This window comes from Rheinheimera fenheensis (assembly GCF_039871805.1).
Lineage (GTDB): Bacteria > Pseudomonadota > Gammaproteobacteria > Enterobacterales > Alteromonadaceae > Alishewanella > Alishewanella fenheensis.
Genome location: NZ_JBDPJM010000013.1, coordinates 33160 through 54743 on the forward strand (window position 1 = coordinate 33160; position 21584 = coordinate 54743).

The 21584-nt window shown below is 50.2% G+C and carries 19 protein-coding genes; 14 read left to right on the plus strand and 5 right to left on the minus strand.

Annotation, left to right across the window (positions count from 1 at the left end):
- Window positions 1-3: 3 nt before the first annotated feature.
- Window positions 4-2694 (minus strand): response regulator, encoded by a 2691-nt coding sequence (locus ABGI61_RS15375; protein ID WP_347602772.1) that lies wholly within the window; start codon window positions 2692-2694, stop codon window positions 4-6.
- Window positions 2695-2798: 104 nt separating this feature from the next.
- Between ABGI61_RS15375 and rlmD the strand changes: the two genes are divergently transcribed.
- The 3 genes from rlmD to mazG are packed head-to-tail and all read left to right on the plus strand — an operon-like array spanning window position 2799 to window position 7126.
- A complete protein-coding gene (gene rlmD / locus ABGI61_RS15380; RefSeq protein WP_347602775.1) occupies window positions 2799-4118 on the plus strand; it encodes a 23S rRNA (uracil(1939)-C(5))-methyltransferase RlmD in 1320 nt (439 codons plus the stop codon).
- A gap of 17 nt (window positions 4119-4135) precedes the next feature.
- Window positions 4136-6331, plus strand: a complete 2196-nt coding sequence (gene relA, locus ABGI61_RS15385) for a GTP diphosphokinase (RefSeq protein ID WP_347602778.1) — start codon at window positions 4136-4138, stop codon at window positions 6329-6331.
- 15 nt (window positions 6332-6346) lie between these two features.
- Window positions 6347-7126: a nucleoside triphosphate pyrophosphohydrolase gene (gene mazG / locus ABGI61_RS15390; RefSeq protein WP_347602781.1), complete on the plus strand. Its 780-nt coding sequence runs from the start codon at window positions 6347-6349 to the stop codon at window positions 7124-7126.
- A gap of 99 nt (window positions 7127-7225) precedes the next feature.
- On the opposite strand, the gene ycaC is transcribed toward mazG, so the two are convergent.
- Complete coding sequence (gene ycaC, locus ABGI61_RS15395) at window positions 7226-7852, minus strand: isochorismate family cysteine hydrolase YcaC (protein ID WP_347602784.1); 627 nt, start codon at window positions 7850-7852, stop codon at window positions 7226-7228.
- Window positions 7853-7928: 76 nt separating this feature from the next.
- Window positions 7929-8789: a pirin family protein gene (locus tag ABGI61_RS15400; RefSeq protein ID WP_347602787.1), complete on the minus strand. Its 861-nt coding sequence runs from the start codon at window positions 8787-8789 to the stop codon at window positions 7929-7931.
- 112 nt (window positions 8790-8901) lie between these two features.
- Between ABGI61_RS15400 and ABGI61_RS15405 the strand changes: the two genes are divergently transcribed.
- The 7 genes from ABGI61_RS15405 (at window position 8902) to ABGI61_RS15435 (ending at window position 14399) form a co-directional block, all read left to right on the plus strand.
- Window positions 8902-9807, plus strand: coding sequence for a LysR family transcriptional regulator (locus tag ABGI61_RS15405; RefSeq protein WP_347602790.1), 906 nt, complete (start codon window positions 8902-8904; stop codon window positions 9805-9807).
- A gap of 138 nt (window positions 9808-9945) precedes the next feature.
- Complete coding sequence (locus ABGI61_RS15410) at window positions 9946-10716, plus strand: DNA/RNA non-specific endonuclease (RefSeq protein ID WP_347602793.1); 771 nt, start codon at window positions 9946-9948, stop codon at window positions 10714-10716.
- A 335-nt stretch (window positions 10717-11051) separates the two neighbouring features.
- A complete protein-coding gene (locus ABGI61_RS15415) occupies window positions 11052-12359 on the plus strand; it encodes a hypothetical protein (RefSeq protein ID WP_347602796.1) in 1308 nt (435 codons plus the stop codon).
- A 28-nt stretch (window positions 12360-12387) separates the two neighbouring features.
- Window positions 12388-12888 carry a hypothetical protein gene (locus tag ABGI61_RS15420; RefSeq protein WP_347602799.1) on the plus strand — a complete coding sequence of 167 codons (501 nt, stop codon included), beginning with the start codon at window positions 12388-12390 and terminating at the stop codon, window positions 12886-12888.
- 215 nt (window positions 12889-13103) lie between these two features.
- Window positions 13104-13559, plus strand: coding sequence for a hypothetical protein (locus ABGI61_RS15425; protein ID WP_347602802.1), 456 nt, complete (start codon window positions 13104-13106; stop codon window positions 13557-13559).
- 137 nt (window positions 13560-13696) lie between these two features.
- Window positions 13697-14062 (plus strand): DoxX family protein, encoded by a 366-nt coding sequence (locus tag ABGI61_RS15430; RefSeq protein ID WP_347602805.1) that lies wholly within the window; start codon window positions 13697-13699, stop codon window positions 14060-14062.
- 25 nt (window positions 14063-14087) lie between these two features.
- Complete coding sequence (locus ABGI61_RS15435) at window positions 14088-14399, plus strand: putative signal transducing protein (protein ID WP_347602808.1); 312 nt, start codon at window positions 14088-14090, stop codon at window positions 14397-14399.
- 71 nt (window positions 14400-14470) lie between these two features.
- On the opposite strand, the gene ABGI61_RS15440 is transcribed toward ABGI61_RS15435, so the two are convergent.
- Entirely contained in the window at window positions 14471-14836 is a 366-nt protein-coding gene (locus ABGI61_RS15440; protein ID WP_347602811.1) for an HPF/RaiA family ribosome-associated protein, read from the minus strand.
- 316 nt (window positions 14837-15152) lie between these two features.
- Here ABGI61_RS15440 and pyrG point away from each other — a divergent pair, with 316 nt between their 5' ends.
- The 4 genes from pyrG (at window position 15153) to ABGI61_RS15460 (ending at window position 20972) form a co-directional block, all read left to right on the plus strand.
- Window positions 15153-16790 (plus strand): CTP synthase, encoded by a 1638-nt coding sequence (pyrG, locus tag ABGI61_RS15445; protein WP_347602814.1) that lies wholly within the window; start codon window positions 15153-15155, stop codon window positions 16788-16790.
- A gap of 58 nt (window positions 16791-16848) precedes the next feature.
- A complete protein-coding gene (eno, locus tag ABGI61_RS15450) occupies window positions 16849-18141 on the plus strand; it encodes a phosphopyruvate hydratase (RefSeq protein WP_347602817.1) in 1293 nt (430 codons plus the stop codon).
- Between the two features lie 154 nt (window positions 18142-18295).
- Window positions 18296-19051 carry a substrate-binding periplasmic protein gene (locus ABGI61_RS15455; RefSeq protein WP_347602820.1) on the plus strand — a complete coding sequence of 252 codons (756 nt, stop codon included), beginning with the start codon at window positions 18296-18298 and terminating at the stop codon, window positions 19049-19051.
- A 127-nt stretch (window positions 19052-19178) separates the two neighbouring features.
- Complete coding sequence (locus ABGI61_RS15460; protein ID WP_347602823.1) at window positions 19179-20972, plus strand: GGDEF domain-containing protein; 1794 nt, start codon at window positions 19179-19181, stop codon at window positions 20970-20972.
- Here the strand turns inward: ABGI61_RS15460 and ABGI61_RS15465 are convergent.
- Entirely contained in the window at window positions 20959-21477 is a 519-nt protein-coding gene (locus ABGI61_RS15465; RefSeq protein ID WP_347602826.1) for a DUF1569 domain-containing protein, read from the minus strand. The genes ABGI61_RS15460 and ABGI61_RS15465 overlap by 14 nt on opposite strands.
- Between the last annotated feature and the right edge of the window lie 107 nt (window positions 21478-21584).

The following is a 21584-nucleotide window of genomic DNA, read 5'->3' on the forward strand; positions in this document are numbered from 1 at the left end:
GCTTTACCACTGAGACCAATGCTGACTCTCGCTTAGCAAAGCCTGAATAATATCATCCAGCTCTAATAATTCCGGTTCCAGCGCGGTCAGGTTTTGACCCTGTTTTAACTGCGTCTCTATGATTTCCGCTAACTGTTTTAACCGGGGTACACCGGTATAACAGCAGGCACCATGCAATTTGTGGATCTGTTGCAGCAGGGCGGCACTGTCATTTGCCGCCGCAGCGTGCTGCAGCGCGTCCCGGCTGGCGGGTAAGCTGGCCAACAGCATGTTTAGCATGTCTTTCATCAGCTGGCATTTACCACCGGCCCGCTCCAGCGCTTGCGGCCAATCGACCAGCTTACTGGCAGGCCACTGCTGTGCCGGCGCGCTAAGCCGGCTGGCCGGGCAGAACTCCTGCAGGCTGCAGTGCAGCATTTTTTCATCCAGTGGCTTGGTTAAGAACTCATTAAAGCCCAGTGTCAGCAGGCGGGCACGCTCGCCGTCTACCGCATGGGCAGTTACGGCAACAATTGGCGTGTGTTCGTTTAATGAACTTTGGCGGATGCGCTGACAGGCGGTTACGCCGTCCATAACCGGCATATTAATGTCCATAAAAATAATGTCGTAAGCGTGCTGCGTGGCTTTGTGCCAGGCCTCGGCGCCATCACGCGCAGAGTCAATATGCTCTACCTGCTCGGCCAGCAGGGTGTTTATTAGCTTCAGATTGGCATCATTATCATCTACCGTCAGCACCTTTAAACTGGCCGGGCGCGGGGCTTGCTGCTCGTGCTGGGCCGTTTTCGCCTGTAAATAAGGCTGCGCCAGGGTAGCGGCCAGTTTGCGTTGGTGTGGCGGTTTAGATAAGCAGGCATCGGCACCGGATTTTAATAAGGTTTCGCGCAGGTGCGGTGACAGCGTATTGACCAGTAAATAGGTATAGTGGCACTGGGCTTTTAGCTGCGGGATCAGCGCCATGACCTGATTCACCTGATTAATCGCTACCGTGCGGCCAATCAAGCCGATGTCATAGTGTTGCTGATGGGCCAGCGCCTGTTGCAACTGGCCTTTGGTGGCGCAGGCGCTAACCTGCAGACCCCAGCTGTGCAGCAGGTTTAACGTGGCTTCGCGTGAGTACTGCTGTGGCTCAAAGTACAGCAGCTGTTTATTTTCCAGCACCTCCAGCGGCAGTGGCTCGGCGACGCTAAGCTGATGGCGCAGGCATTTAATGGTAAACCAGAAGGTTGAGCCTTCGGCGGGTTTACTTTCAAAGCCGATATTACCGCCCATGGCCTTCACCAGCCGCTGTGAAATCATCAGGCCAAGGCCAGAGCCACTCTGATGACTGCGCTGCTCATGGGTGGTAAAACCCAAAAACAGCTGCTGCTGTTGCTCGTCGCTGATGCCGCGGCCGGTATCCTGCACTGAGCAGTGCAGGCTAAGCTGATCTTCATTTAACAAGGTGGCGGATACCCGCACCACTATGCTGCCGTGATCGGTAAACTTAATCGCATTACCGGCAATGTTCATCAGTACCTGGATAAAGCGTGCCGGATCGGCCACCAGATCGTCCGGGCACGACGGGTCGACCATCAGCACCAGCTCGAGTTGTTTATCAAAGGCATTGGCTGCCAGCAGCTCAATGGCATCATTGAGTAAATCGCGCAGCGAAAAAGGCTCGGGGTTAATCGACAGCCGGCCTTCTTCCAGCTTGGAGAAATCCAGCACGTCGTTGACCAGATGCAGCAAGCTGTTGGCTGATTTTTGAATGGTGGTCAGGTAATCATGCTGGCTGGCTGACAGCTGGGTTTTTAATAGCTGACGGGTAAAGCCGATCACGCCATTTAGCGGCGTGCGCAGTTCATGGCTCATCTTGGCTAAAAATTCAGATTTTTGCCGGTTGTCTTCCTGCGCTTTACGCCGGGCAAAATCGAGCTGGATATTCTGCACTTCCAGCTGCTCCATACTTTGCTGCAAGTCGCCGGTTACCTGCTCAATCTGGTTTTGCATGTCCTGCTCTTGCTGCAGCCGGCGCTGACCTAACTGCACCAGACCCTGCTGTAACTCGTTAAATTCGCGGATAACGCTGTGGCTGCCAGCCTGCACCGGGCTGTCGGATAATAATTGCTGCAGTTGCCGGCGGCTGCTGTGCAGTTGCGGGTATAACAGACGCAGCAGCAGATATAACGGCAAACCAATACAGAGCAGGCAACCGAAGGCCACCAGCAGTGCCTGCAGCAGCAACTGCTGTTTTGCCAGTTGTAGCGTGGTTAGTGGCAGTTGCAGCACCAGATAGCCGGCGGCCTGCTCAGCTTGGGGCAGTTGCTGATAAAGCAGCAAATATTCAGCATTATCATCAGGGTAAAGCCGTTGCTGGCTCTGCGCCTTGCTCTGTGGCGTTGGCAGAGCAATCGCCTGCTGCGGATTGGTTTGCACCACAAGCTGATGCGTTGGGCTTAACAGGCTGATATTGCTCAGTGCTGGCGAGTGCAGGCGGTGGGCAGTGCTGAGTAATTTGGTCAGTTCGGTCAGCTGCTCACGCTGCAGTAAATCCTGGCTGCTTATCGCCAGCGGCAGGGCGATATCCTGAGCGCGGTGTTGAAAAGAAAGTACTAACTCCTGGTAGCGAACATAGCTAAAATAACCGGCACAGCTTACACTAACCAGCAAGGCTGGCAGCAAGCTTAAAAGCAGTAACCAAGAACGTAAACTCATTGTCGTCACCGGCTGGCAAAATGCAAAAAAGGCAAGACCGGATAATGACATAAGACATCGCGCTTGCCTACACGCCACGCACGCAAAACAGCAACAGAGAGCTCATGGTTAACATATACAAAGCCAAACCCAAGGCCAGTTTGCAGGGTAAAGTCTTATCTTTTACCATCACTGATCACGATTACGAAGTGCACGGTATCAGCCAGCAGGGTAATAAAATTGCTTTTATCAGTGCTGCCTTACCCGGCGAGCAGGTGCAGGCGCGTGTCAGCGAAGATAAAGCCGGTTTTATCAAAGCTAACACGGTTAACGTAGTAAACGCCTCTGCCTTACGCATTACGCCGCTTTGTCCTTACGCGGCAAGCTGTGGTGGCTGTCAGCTGCAACATATCAGCCCGGACAATCAACGGCAGTTAAAACAGCAGGGCATTGATAAGCTTATCCGCCATCAGACCGGGCTGAATGCCTTGCCCTGGCAGCCGATGTTAGTGGCAGATGACAGCGGCTACCGGCGCCGCGCCCGCATTGGTGTGTGGTATGACAAAAAGCAGCGCCGTTTAAGTGTCGGGTTTCGCCAGCAGGGCGATAAACAGATTACTAATGTGGCCAGCTGCATGGTGCTGGCAGCGCCGCTACAGCCGATTTTTAGCGTGTTACAGCAGCTGGTGCCGACACTAGCGGATCCGACTAGCATTACCCACGCTGAAGTGCTGATGACAGACCAGCAGCCGGTGGTGATTTTACGCCATACCAAAGCACTTACGGCTGAGCAGCGTCAGCGCTTTATCGCCGCCTGGCCAGAAGCGCTGTGGCTGGGTGAGGCACAAAGTGGCCAGTTTGATTACTGGCAGGAACCTAAAGCACTAAGCTACCGACTAAACCAGGGGCTGCAGCTGGAATTTGCACCGGACGATTTTATTCAGGTTAATGCTGCGGTTAATCAGCTGATGGTTAATCAGGCGCTGGACTGGCTGAACCCGGGGCCCAACGATAACGTACTGGAGCTGTATGCCGGCATGGGTAACTTTACCCTGGCACTGGCGCAGCGGGCTAAAACAGTGCACGCCATAGAAGGCATGGCCAAAATGGTGCAACAGCTGGCAACCAATGCTAAGGTAAACGGTCTTAGCAACGTGGTGGCACAGCAGGCCGATTTGCATTTAGCCTGGCCTAAAGCAGACTGGAACCGGTCGCAGTACAGCAAAGCATTGCTGGATCCGGCCCGCGCCGGCGCGGTGGGTGCAGTAGAGCAATTATGCCGCTTAAAGCCGGCACAGATATTGTACGTGTCGTGCAACGCGGCTACCTTCGCCCGTGACGCCAAAGTGTTATTGCAGCAGGGCTATCAGCTGCAAAAGATCGGCGGTGCCGATATGTTTAGTTACACCAGCCATCTTGAAGTCATGGCCTTATTCAGCCGGTAGTACAGAGGAAAGCGCACATGGTTAGGGTTCGTCAGTCGCATACAACAGACTACAACAGCGGAGAAACGCTGGAGTGGCTTTGCTCGCTTGGACTGACAGAGAAAAAAATCAGCAGCCTGATGCAGGCAGCCGAGTTTTTAAAGCAGCACCAGCTGACCGACAGTGAAACGGCGGTACGCCATGGCTGGGAGATGGTCGAAATTCTCGCTGAGCTGAAAATGGACAGCGACTCGCTGCAAGCCGCGCTGTTATTCCCGCTGTTAGACGCCGCGCTTGTCAGCAGTGTGCAGGTAGAGGCCGCTTTTAGCAGCCAAGTGGTAAGCCTGCTGCGCTCAGTGCAGCAAATGGAAGCCATTCGCACCATTCCCACCGGCCCCAATCAGAGTGTTAACCCGCAGCAAGCCGACAATTTACGCCGTATGTTGCTGGCGATGGTAGAAGATGTGCGCGCTGTGGTGATTAAGCTGGCGGCACAAATCTGCTATCTGCGTGAAGTAAAAAACGCCGATGAAGAAACCCGGGTACTGGCCGCCAAAGAAACCAACGCCATTTTTGCGCCCCTGGCCAACCGTTTGGGCATTGGCCAGTTAAAGTGGGAGCTGGAAGATTTAGCTTTTCGCTATCTGCACCCACAACTGTATAAACAAATTGCCAGTCTGCTGGAAGAGAAGCGGCTGGACCGCGAGCAGTACATGCAGGACTTTGTCGCCAGCGTGCGGCAAAAAATGGCGGATGCCAACCTGCAGGCTGAAGTGTACGGCCGGCCAAAACATATTTTCAGTATCTGGAAAAAAATGCAGAAAAAGCAGCTGGCGTTTGATCAGCTGTATGACATTCGCGCAGTACGGGTTATTACCGAACGGGTGCAAGACTGCTACGCCGCCTTAGGTCTGGTGCACACCAGCTGGCGCCATCTGCCCAAAGAGTTTGACGATTACATCGCCACACCCAAGCAAAACGGCTATCAGTCTATTCATACCGTGGTGTTAGGCCCGCAGGGCCGGCCGGTAGAAATTCAGATCCGCACCCGGCAAATGCACGAAGACTCCGAGCTGGGCGTTGCGGCGCACTGGCGCTACAAAGAAGGTGCCACCGCCGGTAAAGACGGTGCTAACGATGAAAAAATTGGCTGGCTGCGTAAAATTCTGCAGTGGCAGGAAGATGTGGTCGACAGCAGTGATTTAGCCGAAGAGCTGCGTAATCAGGTTATTGAAGACAGGGTCTATGTGTTTACCCCCAAAGGCGACATTGTCGATTTACCGATGGGCTCCACACCGCTGGACTTTGCCTACTATGTGCACTCTAACGTCGGCCATCGCTGCATTGGCGCTAAGGTGTCCGGCCGTATTGTGCCCTTTACCTATCAGCTTAAAACCGGCGATCAGGTAGAAATTCTGACCGGACGCGAGCCCAACCCCAGCCGCGATTGGTTAAACCCGCATCTGGGCTATTTAAAATCCAGCCGGGCGCGCTCCAAAGTGCAGTACTGGTTCCGCCTGCAGGACAGAGATAAAAACCTGGCTGCCGGTAAAGAGCTGCTGGATACCGAACTGACCCGGCTGAACCTGGTGATGGAATATCCGGCCAAGGTGTTAAGCCGCTTTAACGTCAATAGCATGGAAGAGCTACTGGTCGGCATTGGCGGTGGCGAAATAAAAGTGACCCAGGTGGTGCACTTTATTCAAAGCCAGTATGCCAAAGCGGAAGAGCCGGACATTGACCCGCGTTTAATCACTAAGCCCTTGGCACCGGCCAAAGCGAAAAGCGACGTGGTGGTGCAAGGCGTGGGTAACCTGCTAACCCATATGGCCGGTTGTTGTCACCCGCTGCCGGGCGATGCCATTATCGGTTACATTACCCAGGGCCGCGGTATTGCCATTCATCGCGACGACTGTGATCAGTTTAAAACCCTGCAGGACAGCCACCCCGAGCGGGTGGTCGATGCCACCTGGGGCGATAAATATGCCTCGGGTTATGAGGTGGATATCCGCATCGTCGCGCACGATCGCAACGGCTTGCTGCGCGATATCACCAGTATATTGGCCAATGAAAAGGCCAACGTGACCAAGATGAGCAGCAGCTCGGATATTAAAGCGCAAACAGCGGTGATTAATATGACGCTGGAGCTGTATAACCTCGACTCGTTAAACAAACTGCTGAGTAAAATCAGCCAGATAGATGATGTAGTGGAAGCCAAGCGCTTTCACCACTAAGTGTAAAGGCCTGCAGTGTCAGACAATATTCAACGTTTACTCAATATTATGAGCCGCCTGCGCGACCCGCAAGGCGGCTGCCCGTGGGATCTCAAGCAAACCTACGCCACTATCGTGCCTTATACGCTGGAAGAGGCCTACGAAGTGGCCGACGCTATTGCCCGCGAGAGCTTTGACGAGCTAAAAGACGAGCTGGGTGACTTGCTGTTTCAGGTGGTGTTTTACGCCCAAATGGCTAAAGAGCAAGGCCGCTTTGAATTTGATGACTGTGTCGCGGCCATTTGCGACAAATTAGAGCGGCGCCACCCGCATGTATTTGGTGATGTCAGCGCCGACAGTGCAGAAACGGTTTTAAAGAACTGGGAAGCGCTAAAAAGCGCCGAGCGCAAAGACGTCGGCCAGCACAGCGTGCTCGATAATATCCCGCAGGCCATGCCGGCGCTTAGCCGTGCCTATAAGCTGCAAAAGCGCTGTGCCAATGTCGGTTTCGACTGGCCAGATGTACAAGGCTGCTGGGATAAAGTGAAAGAAGAAATCATCGAAGTGGAAGAGTGCGAAACCGGCAGTGACGCACTGGCCGAAGAGCTGGGCGACTTAATGTTCGCCTTAGTTAACGTAGTGCGCAAACACAAACTCGACCCCGAAGCCGTGCTACGCGCCGCTAATACTAAGTTTGAAAAACGCTTTCGCGCCGTAGAGCAAGCCTTAGCCGGGCAGGGTAAAAGCCCCGAGCAGTCCGATTTGGCCGAAATGGATGCGCTGTGGCATCAAGTCAAAAAGCACACCCCGCGATAAGGTCTGCAACGCATTGGCAGATGCGATAGGGCACAATATCAGTGCGTATTTTAGAGGGGGTGATAAAAGGGCATAGCAGGCTATGCCCTTAGCTGCGGCTTATTTATTGCCCTGGAAGGTGGTGTAACTGTTAATCAGATTACGATAATCCGGGATATGATTTGAGAACAGTGTACCTAAGCCTTCAATGTCATTGCGCCAGTCACGGTGTAATTCACAGGCGGCACCGAACCAGGTCATCATTTGCGCGCCGGCTGCCGACATTCTGTCCCAGGCTGCATCACGCGTCATCGGGTTAAAGGTGCCCGAGGCATCAGCGATAACAAACACATCAAAGCCTTCTTGCAGCGCAGACAGCACCGGAAAGGCCACACAGACTTCGGTTACTACACCGGCAACGATAAGCTGCTTTTTGCCGGTTGCTTTCACGGCTTTAACAAAATCATCGTTATCCCAGGCGTTAATCTGGCCCGGGCGGGCGATATAAGGCGCTTTGGGGAACATTTCTTTCAGTTCCGGCACCAGAGGACCATTCGGACCTTGCTCAAAGCTGGTCGTCAGGATAGTGGGTAAACCGAAATACTTCGCCAGATCTGCCAGCGCCAGCACATTGTTTTTAAACTTGTCCGGGTCAATATCACGCACCAGCGACAATAATCCGGTTTGGTGGTCAACTAACAATACTGCGGCATTATTTTTGTCGAGACGTACATAAGGCTTAGTCATGATTTGCTTCCTTCTGTTGAAAATGGCAATCGCATAGTTTGCACGGTTGCCGTTGTTAAGTGTTAAGTGTTGAGTGCTAAGTTACCTGGCCGAACTTCCCGCTTTGGAAGTCTAGCAGTGCCTGCTTTATCTCGGCTTCGCTGTTCATCACGAAAGGACCATAGCCGACGATGGGCTCCTGTATTGGCTCACCGGCAAGGATCAGCAATTGCGAGTCCTGCTCGGCTTGCAGCACAATGTCAGTACCGGCCTGAGATAAAATAAGCGTTTGATTTGCCGTGACAGTCTGAAAGTTGGCTTTTAGCTTGCCACTGCGCACGATAACCATGGCAGACCAGCCATCAGGCAGTGGCAACACGTAGTTGCCAGAGGCCTTAATGTCACCGTCAATCACCAGCAGTGGCGAAAAGGTGTGCGCCGGGCCGCTTAAGCCTGCTGTTTCACCGGCAATGAGCCTTAAAAAACCCCGGTTATCCGCCAATGGGATATGCGGTATCTGCGCTGCCGTTATCGTTTGATAACGCGGCGGCGTCATCTTGTGTTGCTTGGGTAAATTTACCCACAGTTGCAACATTTCCAGAGTGCCGCCTGTTTCGGCAAAACTTGCTGAATGATATTCCTCATGCAAAATGCCACTGCCAGCTGTCATCCACTGTATATCGCCGACACCGATAACACCGTGCTCGCCGGTGGAGTCACGGTGCGCCACTTCGCCGGCGTAAACCAGAGTGACGGTTTCAAAACCACGATGTGGATGATTACCTACGCCGCGTTTATCCGTCGTCGCACTAAACTGCATGGGGCCGGCATGGTCCAGCAGTAAAAAAGGGCTGATGGCGCTACCCTGCGCCTGATATGACAGTAATGTCTTTACCGGAAAGCCATCGCCTACCCAGTGCGGGTGAGATGCTGTCTGGACACTCATCACGTTTTTCATCTGCGCTCTCCTGATAAAGGGTTGTAATTAACTTTATATACAGAACAGAAGCTTGAGTAGTTGGCGTTTTTGGGTAGGATAGTTCTATATATGGAACTATTGGTGGCAGCAGATGCAGGATTTAAATGATTTCTACTACTTTGTAAAAACCGTAGAGCATGGTGGTTTTGCGCCGGCCAGCCGGGCATTGGGTTTGCCGAAATCGAAACTCAGCCGTCGTATTGCCGGCTTGGAGGAGCGGCTGGGGGTCACCCTGATCTATCGTTCTACCCGGCAGTTTAATGTCACTGAAATCGGTCAGACATTTTTAACTCACTGCAAAGCCATGCTGATAGAGGCTGATGCCGCACAGGAAGCCATTGAGTTTAGCCGGGCAGAACCCTGCGGGACCATCAGGCTTACCTGTCCTATCGCCTTATTGCATGTGCATATCGGCCAGGCGCTGGCCGACTTTATGGTTAAATACCCGAAAGTAAATATTCATCTGGAGGCCAGTAACCGTCGGGTAGATGTGGTGGCGGAAGGCGTGGATGTGGCAATCCGTGTAAGGCCGGCGCCACTTGAGAACAGTGATTTGATCCTCAGAGTGTTGTCTGAGCGGGGCCTGTGTTTAATGGCCAGCCCGGCGCTTATAAAGCAGTACGGCCAACCCACACACCCGATTGAATTATCAAAATGGCCAAGTTTAGGCCTGGGTGAGCCACAGCATCACTATGCCTGGACGCTGTTCGGTCCTGACAATGAAGAAGTCTCAGTACCGCATCAACCGCGATATGTTACAACCGATATGATTGCACTGAGGAATGCCGCACTGCGCGGCGTAGGGGTGGTGCAGCTGCCGTCATTAATGGTCACCGAGCAAATCAAAGATGGCAGCCTGGTGCATTTATTACCGCAGTGGCAGCCGAAAAGAGACATTATCCATCTGGTGTATCCATCCAGACGCGGCATGTTGCCAGCAGTGAGGGCCTTAGTTGATTACCTGGTGCAGTATTACAACTCGTTCGAAGAAGAGTGAGCCGTCGTTAGTTTTTAATTGGGCTTTACCCGCTCCGCCCCTTTTTTCAGGTCGCGGTCTTTAATTGTTCAAAAATCAATCATCTGGCGGTAATAAACCAATTTCATGATGCCTTGTTCATCAACAAGAGGCATCAAAATGAAAATCAAAATAATCAGTGCTTTAGCATTAATCTGTACCATACAAACTGGCGTGGCCGTTGCAGCAAACTGTGTTTATGGTTGCCCGACAGGAAAATCCGGCCAGACTATCGAACGCCCTATCTATACGCTGCACAACAACAGCTCAACCAAGTTCGCCAATTGGGTTGCCTATAAAGTCACCAAAAATACTATTGATGGCCCAAGCCGAACCCGCACCTGGAAAGCTGATCCGAATATCAGCTCCGCTTATACCTTGGAACCCGCAGACTATACCGATGCGGCTGCAGTGCTGGGAACGGATCGTGGCCATCAGGTACCTCTGGCCGCGTTTAGCAACACAGCGTATTGGGCAATGACCAATTATTTATCCAATATCACACCGCAGGCTGCCGATTTAAACCAGGGCGCCTGGGTAAAGCTGGAAACCGCAGTGCGCAACCTTGCCCGCACCGGGCAGGATGTTTATGTGGTGTCTGGCCCATTGTACGAATGGTATTTTGGGAGCTTGCCGGGTGCAGATGAAAGCCATACCATCCCATCAGGCTATTTTAAAGTGGTTATTACCGATAACGCTGGTTGGGTAGAAGCGTCGGCCTACATTATGGAGCAAAACCTTAGCCGCTCCGCCAGTTACTGCCCGCGTGAAGTTACCGTTAATCAGGTTGAGTCACGCAGCGGGCTGAACATTATGCCGTCTTTACCCTCGTACAAAGAACCTGCAGTAGAGGGACAAGTTGGCGGCTTAACAGCAGCGCTGGGCTGCTAATTAAAACCTCCTTGAAGATAGCGGTGCAGCTGGCAGTCGCCGCTACTGAAAACGGGGGGGGGGGGCTTGATGTGAATTAGCGCCGTCCCTTCTCTATTTCACTAAAACTTAAGCACCTCAAACTTTCCTGTCCGCATCAGAATAACGCCCGCGTTAGTCAGGCGGATTTATCCGCGTTTTTAGCAAACAACGGTTGTACCTATAAGTTGTTGTAAGTTTTAAAGAAGCGATGTACTGTTCTGTACATTAAATTTACAAAGGCCGGTTTTTTCCTGTTTGACTGCGGCTTTGCTTTCCGAACAAGCGCAAGCTTAAAAATATTGGAATGATCATTTATGTCTGGACAAGAAATCGAATACGAAGAAGAAAGTTGGTTTGACGAACCTGTTGATCCACAACTGCTAGCAGAGGCTATCAAAGAACTCAGAGAACGTTGTGATAAGGCAGGAATAACTGTTAAAGAAACTGAAGGGTTAGAAGAACACGAAATTGCTTTTGAACTGTCATTCTCATGCGGAAGAAACAAACGAACACAAACTCTTTGGGACTATGACGATATCAAGAGCTTATTAGCCGTTCCATTTGAAAAGTATACGTTTATTGACGGATATAGGGCTATTAGCTCTTATTCTGATAATACAATTGAGGCGCAGATAAAGCCAATTGGTCCATTTCCTCCTCGTTCAATTATTCGGAGGCTTTTCGGTGATAGAATTGATGAAGATGACTTACGAGCAGAAAAGTATGGCATTGAATTAGTTCCAGATGAGGGGGGGGGGCCAAAAGTTTCAATTGGCCCTGCAACTCCAGAATTTAGAGCAATAAGCCGTGGTCCATCTTTCGGCAATCTGAGTTTAAAACTATCGAATAGTGGAATATCACAGCATGATCAGGCTCGTTCTTTACTAGAAAAAATATCCAATTCAATCTTTTTTCAGATTGAACTTCTCTCAGGGATTCCTCTTGGATTATCTAGGGAAAGGCAGTATCCAAAGCCTATTCGAGGAAAAAATCAGAGAGCATCAATTGAAGGTCTACAATATCCAAAAAATGAATATGATGAAGCGCCAATTTCACTATATTGGTATGGCACCAGCGCTATGGGGATGCCGCTTTTACAGTTTCTGGCTTTTTATCAAGTAATCGAGTTCTATTTTCCGACCTATTTTCAAGCTGAGGCTAGGCGGAAGATTCGAGCAATATTGAAAAACCCAACATTCAGGAACGATCGAGATGCGGATCTAGGTAAGATACTCAGTGCAATACAACTGGGGAGAGCAGGCAGTTTAGGCGATGAAAGATCTCAATTGCGAGCTACAATTGCCGAATGTGTAGATCCTGATTCTTTGAGGTCGTTTTTTTCAGATTCAGAAGAAAGAGCAAGTTTTTTTTCATCAAAAACGAAGGGTATTACAGATCACAAAATACCGCTCGCTAATTCAAGTTTGGATCTTAGGAACGATGTGGCAGATAGAATTTATGATATTAGGTGTAAGATTGTGCATACAAAATCAGATAGTAGAAATGGAGAAATTGAACTTCTTTTGCCATTTTCCAAAGAAGCTGAACAGCTACACTACGACATCGAACTAGTGCAATATATTGCTCAGAATGTGCTCATATCAGCAAGTGCGCCACTATGACAATGAAAAAGCTAATGAGGAATGTACATTGGAATTAATTTTTAATTGGATAGAAACATTAACTCCATTTCAACAAAGCATTTTGGGATCGGCTGTATTCGCTTTCAGTTCTATTATTGCTCAAAAGATATATAAAAAATTAAAGGCTGGCGGGTCTGAGTTCTGGAACGACTATACGAACCTCGATATCCACAAACACATACTGCATAAGCACTACGTAAGGTCATCGAATATTCAGATGTCTAGCTATGGCTCATCAATTGCACTATTAATTGCTGCCCGTTGGGCAATGTTATCAATCTTGGCTCTAATTTTTGCGTTTGGTGTAAATTCAGCAATTGAAGGTAAGTGGATTTATGTGGTCGGGGCATGGATTGCGTTTAATTGGATGCTTGAGGCTAGAAACTGGGTTAAAGACTCGGCCGACCTTAGCAACGTCTCTCATATACCCCAAGAGAAAATTGAAGAAGTAACAAAGCAACTTCTATCTCAGCCTGAAACAGAAGTTAATCCAGCTGAACACAACTAACAAACTAAGCCAGAGGCGGCTCAACAGTTGCCGCTTCTTTTTGATTTTTAGGAACAAGCTGGTAGCCTTAACTTCCATTTATAAATCAATGGGGATAGAGTCATTGATTTGCAGTGTAAACTGCGGCGACAACACGCAGGCTCTCATTGCTTCGCGCTTGATTTTGGTCTAGGTTTCATGCCAGCCAAGCTGGGATTTGAATTTGCAGGTAATTTATGAGCAAACCCTTCCAGAGAGTGGGTTCTAAATCAAATGCCCAAGCAGGAAAAGACTTTGAGCTTTGCGCTAAAAAGTGCCTACTGTCTATAGGTCTTGATTTGGTGCAAGATATTAACATCCCTGTCGGGATCAACGGCAGACTGAAAGGGCATTCTTTTGACCTTGGATGTTTAGAAACAAAAGTCATTGTAGAGTGCAAATCTCATAAATGGACTTCGGGTGACAATGTTCCAAGTGCAAAATTGACAGTTTGGAATGAAGCGATGTATTACTTTCTTGCTGCGCCTGATGATTTCAGAAAAATTATGTTTGTACTGCGAGATTTCAGTGATAAACGTAGTGAAACACTAGCAGAGTATTACATCAGAACTTATGCCCACTTAATACCCAATGGTGTTGAGATTTGGGAATACGATGACTCTGTATCTAAGGCAGTGCAGTTAACAAGTTAACTGCGCGCCGGTTAATCCATGACAATGCCTCCATTTATGCTCGAACGCACCGAATTTTGACTATCCACTGCGTTTAGTGTTTAAGTTGGGTTCTGCTGAATCGGTAATCCGTTTTCAACCTTAACATGGCGGTGTACATGAGTAGTCGTATTTTGAGCTACATGCTGGCGTTAATTTTCTTCGCTTCGGGCGCTGCTAAATTATTGTCGTTACCATTCGAGGTTGAAGCCTTTGCTCGCTGGGGTTATTCAATTGAATTTATGTATTTCACTGGTGCCATTGAATTGCTTGGCGCGGTAGGGTTACTTTTGCCCCGACTGTCATCATTTACTTCTGTATGCCTGGGTGGGCTAATGCTTGGCGCTATGGCAACGCACCTTGCTCACAACGAGTGGTTAATGTTCTCTGTTGCTTCTGCTATAGCGCTAGCAGCATTCTGGCGTGGTTGGTCTGGCCGGGAACAGATTCGTCAGTTAATTAGCACCCTTGGCCGCAAGCAGTAGCTCTGGCAGGAATTTAAGCCGCACTATGAAAAAAATCTATACCCATGATAATGCCTTTATTGTGCATAACGTGAAAAACCTGGTTGAAGCGCAAGGCATCGAGGTCTTTCTGAAAAATGAATTTGCCCAGGGCGCTGTGGGTGAAGTGTCCGCTTTTGATGCCTGGCCGGAGCTGTGGGTGATAAACGACAGCGACTATGACAGAGCGCTGGCGGTTGTGAATGCGACACAGCAGACAGACAAGGCGGCAGATTGGGTTTGTGCTAACTGTGGCGAAGTTAACGCCGCATCTTTTGATATGTGCTGGCAGTGCCAGCACGATAATCACGGCAACTAAGTTGAGTGCAAGCGCAAGCTGGCCTGCTTAAGTGAAGCGAAGCGCTTTTTGCGCTTCGCATTGATTAACGGTTAATTCGCTTCTGCTTCCATTACTGGCGCGCTGTGGCTAACGCGGCTATGTTTAGCGCGCAATTTGCCGGTTACTGTGGCCAGCTTGCGCTGCATTTTGTCGGCTGCGCCGGTTATTGCCTGACTTACATTGGCGGCGTGCTCGGTAACAGCCACCGGGTCTAAACCTTCAAAACGGGCTTCTAACAAACAACGCTTATCAGCGCTGTCGCGTTTTTGCTGGCCATTTTCATCGCCTAAATGCACTTCAATACGGGTGAGATGATCGGTAAAACGGCTAAGTTTAGTGTGCAGTGTATCGCGGATAAATTCAGCTAGCCGTTCGTCTGACTGAATATGACGGTCTGTATGAACTTGAACTTGCATAGGCTACTCCTGTGTTGACTAAAGTCGGCAGTTTGTACCATTAAGCAGACCCTGCCGGCGTCGAAAGGTTTCCATCTGCTGAGGAATATCTGGCGCTCTTACGCTCTGGCTTCAAGGCCTGAGGGAAACTTTATTCGCTAAAATACCGCTTAGCTGCAGCTTTACGTTGAGTGGTGCCAGACGCTTTGCTATACTTGCCTCCCGTCCTGATACCAATTCTTGCACAACCGTTATCTCCCAGTGTTTACCGCACCGGGCGCTTACTTTTTTGCAGTTTTGGTATTCATCTATTGATTAACAAGGTCTCAGGGGTCTTATGACTACAAGATATATCTTTGTGACGGGTGGCGTGGTTTCCTCCTTAGGTAAAGGCATTGCTGCAGCATCTTTAGCCGCCATTTTAGAAGCGCGTGGTCTAAAGGTTACCATCCTTAAACTTGACCCCTACATTAACGTAGATCCGGGCACCATGAGCCCGATCCAGCATGGTGAAGTGTTCGTTACTGAAGACGGCGCTGAAACCGACCTGGATTTAGGCCACTACGAGCGTTTCATCCGCACCAAGATGAGCAAGCTGAATAACTTTACCCAGGGCCGTATTTACGCCGACGTGCTGCGCCGTGAGCGCCGTGGCGATTACCTGGGCGCCACTATTCAGGTTATTCCGCATATTACTAACGAAATTAAAAGCCGTGTGGTTGCCGGTGCCGAAGGCTATGACATTGCCATCGTCGAAATTGGCGGCACGGTGGGTGATATCGAATCACTGCCATTTTTAGAAGCCATTCGCCAGCTTGGCACCGAAGTGGGCCGCGAGCGTACGCTGTTTATGCATTTAACGCTGGTGCCGTACTTAGGCACTGCCGGTGAAATTAAAACCAAGCCAACCCAGCACTCGGTAAAAGAGCTGCGCTCTATCGGTATTCAGCCGGATATTCTGGTGTGCCGTTCTGACCGTGCGATTCCGTCAAACGAGCGGGCGAAAATTGCACTCTTTACTAACGTAGAAGAAAAAGCGGTTATTTCGTTAAAAGACGTCTCCAGCATTTACCAGATCCCGGCGCTGTTAAAATCACAGGGCTTGGACGATTTAGTCTGCCGCCGTTTCTACATAGACGCACCGGAAGCCGATTTATCTGAGTGGGAACAGGTGCTGTATCAGGAGTCGAACCCAACGGGTGAAATCACTATCGGTATGGTGGGTAAATACGTTGAGCTGCCAGATGCGTATAAGTCAGTTAACGAAGCCTTAGGCCATGCTGGCTTGAAAAACCGTGTTACGGTAAATATTAAATACATCGACTCGCAAGATGTCGAAAGCAAAGGCGTCGGTATTCTTGCCGGTGTAGACGGCATTTTAGTGCCCGGTGGTTTTGGTGAGCGCGGCGTAGAAGGCAAAATTCTGGCGGCGCAATATGCCCGTGAGAACAAGGTGCCTTACTTAGGCATCTGTTTAGGCATGCAGGTGGCGCTGATTGAGTACGCCCGTAACGTAGCAGGCATGGCTGGCGCGCATTCCACCGAGTTTAATAAAGACACTGATTATCCGGTTGTGGGCTTAATTACCGAGTGGCGAGATGCCGATGGCTCAGTAGAAAAGCGCACCGATAAGTCTGACCTGGGCGGCACTATGCGTTTAGGCAGCCAGAACTGTAACCTTATAGACAACACCAAGGCCCGGGAAATTTATGGCAAAGCAGTTATTCAGGAGCGGCATCGTCACCGTTATGAAGTGAATAACCACTTACGGCCAAAATTAGAAGAGGCAGGATTAGTGGTATCGGGTTTGTCGGCCGACAACCAGCTGGTGGAGATGATTGAAATACCGTCGCACCCGTTTTTTGTTGCTGGCCAGTTCCACCCGGAATTTAACTCGACACCGCGCGATGGTCATCCGCTGTTTCAGGCCTTTGTTGCCGCTGCGTTTAAAGCGCAGAAACAGCAACGCGTATAACTTTGCTAAGCCGTGCCCTCCAGTACGGCTTTTTTCGTTTTAACAGGGAAAATTAAGCATGTCTGAAATCGTAAAAATTATCGCCCGTGAAATCATGGATTCGCGCGGCAACCCCACTGTCGAAGCCGATGTGTATTTAGCCAGCGGCGCTATGGGCCGGGGCTGTGCGCCATCAGGTGCCTCTACTGGTTCGCGTGAAGCCTTAGAGCTGCGCGACGGTGACAAAAGCCGTTACCTGGGTAAAGGCGTAACCAAAGCGGTGGCCAATATTGATGGCCCAATTCAGGCAGCCTTAAAAGGCAAAAGCGCCTACAACCAGGCGCAAATCGACCAGATCATGATCGATTTAGACGGCACCGACATGAAAACCAAACTGGGTGCTAACGCGATTCTGGCGGTGTCATTAGCCGTGGCCCGCGCTGCCGCTGCCGATAAGAAAATCCCACTGTATCAGCACATTGCTGACTTAAACGGCACGCCTGGCGTGTACAGCATGCCGGTACCGATGATGAACATCATCAACGGTGGTGAGCACGCTGATAACAACGTGGATATTCAGGAGTTTATGGTACAGCCGGTTGGCGCCAAAAGCTTTGCTGAAGCGCTGCGTATGGGCGCAGAGATTTTCCACAGCCTGAAAAAAGAGCTGCAAAAGCGCGGCCTGAACACCGCTGTAGGTGACGAAGGCGGCTTTGCGCCGGATCTGAAATCAAACGAAGAAGCGCTGTCGGTTATCGTGGAAGCGGTAAAAGCCGCCGGTTACGAAATGAATAAAGACGTGACGCTGGCGCTGGACTGTGCGGCGTCTGAGTTCTACAAAGACGGCAAATACGTATTAAGTGGCGAGAACAAGAGCTTCGACTCTTTCGGCTTTAACGACTATCTGGCGGGCTTAACCCAGCGTTACCCCATCGTATCGATTGAAGATGGTCTGGACGAGAGCGACTGGGACGGCTGGAAAGATTTAACCAACAAAATTGGTAGCAAAGTGCAGCTGGTCGGTGACGATTTATTCGTGACCAACACCAAAATTTTAACCCGCGGTATCGAGCAGGGTATTGGTAACTCGATTTTAATCAAGTTCAACCAGATTGGTTCGTTAACCGAAACCTTAGCAGCGATTAAAATGGCCAAAGATGCCGGCTTTACTGCGGTTATCTCGCACCGTAGCGGCGAAACCGAAGATGCCTTTATTGCCGATTTAGCCGTAGGTACTGCCGCAGGTCAGATCAAAACCGGTTCACTGTGCCGCTCAGACCGCGTGTCGAAGTACAACCAGTTACTGCGTATCGAGCAAGAACTGGCTGGCACAGTGCCTTACAAAGGCCGCAGCGAAATTAAAGGCCAGTAATCATCAGTAAGCAAAGCCACCCTAAGGTGGCTTTGTTGTTTTAAATGAGGTTATTAGCCCGTTGTTGAACAAAATTTGCGCTGTACCGGCTTTTGTCATATCGTGACGGCAATATAGGAACACACTAATATAGTTTAAGTTGGCGGAAAGGATAATGCTAAACAGCTTGTATCGATATGGTGTTGCACTGCTGTGTGTCAGCTTTGTGCTTATTGTACGGCCGGCGGTGGCTGAGCCCGTATTTAAGGTGGCGATTTATTACCCGCAAGTGCCGCCTTATATGTACGCTGGTGCTGATAATGTGCCCGTTGGCGTGGTGCCAGAGCTGTTAAACGCGTTTTTTGCCAGCCAGCCTTATACCCTGAAATACGTGTTTGAGAACCGCCATCGCGCTGAAATTGGCCTGTACGATGGCAAGTACGACGCATCAGTATTATCCGCTAAATGGACCATGCAGCCCGAAGAGCTGTTGTTTTCCCAGCCGGTGCTGGAGCACCGTGACTATTTGTATGCTACCAGCCCTTTTAATGATGAGCCGGCCAGTTTGATCGGCAAAACCATTTGCCTGCGCCGCCACTACATTTACAGTGCAATTAACGCAGCGCTGCAACGTGGTGAGCTGATTAGAATTGATGCAGAATCCGAGTTCGACCAGTTTAATATGCTGGTGAATAACCGCTGTCAGCTGGCGTATATGAATGAACATGTCGCCAGCTGGCTGGCCAACAACCGGTTTGCTGAGCATACCTTTTACCGTCGCCATAAGGCTGCTGATAAAACCGATCTGACGTTGGCATTACACCCGAAATGGGCGCAGTTAAAACCGCGGTTGGATGCCTTTATCCGCGAGGCTCACCGCACCGGTGTTATTGACCGCGCCTTAGCCCGGCATATCAACACGTCTGAATAAGTACTGTTACCACCTCTGGTTGTCATAAAACCGTCATTGCAGCGTCTTATTATAGGCACTGTTATCAGGACGATAGTCGTTGGCATCGGACAGCTCTGGCCTGTAATGTATTAGCCGGGTAAGTAAATTGGGACTTAGTGATTTTCATCGGCAGGAGCTGCAGCGCATCATCAATGGCAGGTTGCTGACGCCGTTATTTCAGCCGTTAGTCTCACTGAGCGATGGCAGTATCCTGGGCTATGAGGCGCTGATCCGCGGGCCGTCTGACAGTGCGTTACACTCGCCGTTGTTGTTGTTTAAAACAGCACAAACTTTTGACTTACTTGAACCTTTAGAGCTGCTGTGTCGCCAGTTAAGTATTCAGGCGTTTGCCGACAGCGGCGCCGCTGGCCAGTTATTTATTAATGTTAACCCCATGCTGTTGTTAACATCCGATCACCCCTCTGGTCTGACAAAAAGCTATATCCAGCACGCTGGCCTGGCGCCAGAGCGGATTGTCATCGAGTTATCTGAACAGTTTCAGGTAGAAGATACCGAGTTGTTTATTAATGCTGTTAAGCATTACCGCGAGTTTGGCTTTAAAATTGCCATCGATGACTTGGGCAGTGGCTTCTCCGGGTTAAAGCTGTGGTCTGAATTACAGCCTGATATCGTCAAGATTGACCGTTATTTTGTCGACCAACTACACAGCGACCCAATAAAAAAGGCCTTTGTAAAAAATATTATTGAGCTGGCGAAAAGTACCGGTTCGCTGATTGTGGCCGAAGGGATAGAAACCAGCGAAGAGTTGTTGTTTTGCCGCGAACTGGGTGCTGATATCGGCCAGGGCTATTTGCTCGGCAGGCCAAATCCAGATTGTATCGAAGTGCCTCTGGCAGCATTATCACTGTTACGTCAGGACAAAGCATTATCGTTAAGTGAATCCCTGGAACCTGTGGTAAGTAAAGTGACAGCCGTGCCGGCACAGCTTGCCGCGCAGCAAGTCGCAGCGATGTTTGCCGCTGATAAACACTTGGCCTGTTTGGCGGTGGTAAACAAAGAGCAGTTACCCCTGGGGCTGGTCAGCCGCAGCATGATTAATGAGCGTTTTTCACATCCTTTTGGCCGCGCGCTGTATGAAAAAAAGCCTATCCATCAGTGTATGGAGCCAGCCATTATGGTTGAACGCAGCTTATCGATGGATGACCTAAGTGGTGTGCTAACTGCCGAGGTGAACGATGATGCCAGTCCGTATTTTATTGTTACTGAGCAAGGCCGTTACTATGGTTTGGGCTCGGTGCGAAAGGTATTACGCCAGCTGAGCGAGCACAAAATTCAATTGGCACGTTATGCGAACCCTCTGACAATGTTGCCGGGCAATGTGCCGATAAACCGGCATATTGACCAGTTAATAAGTAGCGGTACAGCCTTCACCATTGGCTATATCGATATCGACAGTTTTAAGCCTTATAACGACGTTTATGGTTATAGCAAAGGTGATTTGATTATCGAGTTACTGGCACAGATCATTCAGGCGGAAGTCGGTGAGCACGATTTTGTCGGCCATATCGGCGGCGATGACTTTATTGTGCTGTTCGTCGGTGAGGATGCGACGGCGCGCTCAGCGCGGATCTGTAAACGCTTCGAGCAGCGCATGGCCAGCTACTATTTACCTGAGCATCTGGCCAGTGCGGGGTTTTACGCCACCGATAGGCTTGGCAGCCCGTGTTTTTTCCCGTTGTTAACCCTGTCGATAGGCTTAGCAACGCCAGATCTTTGTCAATGCAGTAATCATCATGATGTCTCGGCATTGGCATCCGATGCCAAGCAGCAAGCCAAGAAGATTACCGGCTCGGCGGTGTTTTGCAATAAGCGCCGGGTACCTAATCATCTGGCCGCTTTGTCCGCCGACGCCCTAAGCAGCAAGGTTAAGACAGGCTAATTTGCTCTAAGTGGTTTTGGATATGCAAATAATGCGCGCTGTAATACTGCTGTTTGCTCAGATGACCATAAGCAAAGTGCGGTGCCAAGTCACCTTGCCAGCTGATAAACAGCTCCAGTTCGTGAATAAGCTCGGCTAGTGCCACATCAGCTGGCACCGCCTTAACTAGCGCCGGTGCGCCGGGGATGGCTTCATCTAACGGGTGCTGCATAGTGCCCGCAGCCGCAAAGGCATTAAAGGCTAAACTTCCGGCCGTGTGTTGAAACAGTGCGCTGTTAGCCTGCGGATAACCGAAACGGGAATAGCGCACGCTTTGCGCCAGATGCTGAAAAATTTCGCTGACGCTCCAGCTGCCGCTGCTGCTTAACTTAGTGGCAGGTAAGCGTTTTAATGTCAGCACTAATTGCTCAAGCGGGTAGTGGCGTGCCATAGCCACTACTTTGCTGCCGATAATAGCTGCTGCCGGTGCCGCCAGCGTAAGCTGCAGAAATTGACGTCGGTTCATAAAGCCTCACTGCTGTTTCGACCAGACTAATCGATTTGCCAAGCTTGTACTATCATAGCGGGTGAATTTATCGCTTAGCAGCACAGGATTTGCTTGTACAAGCCCGG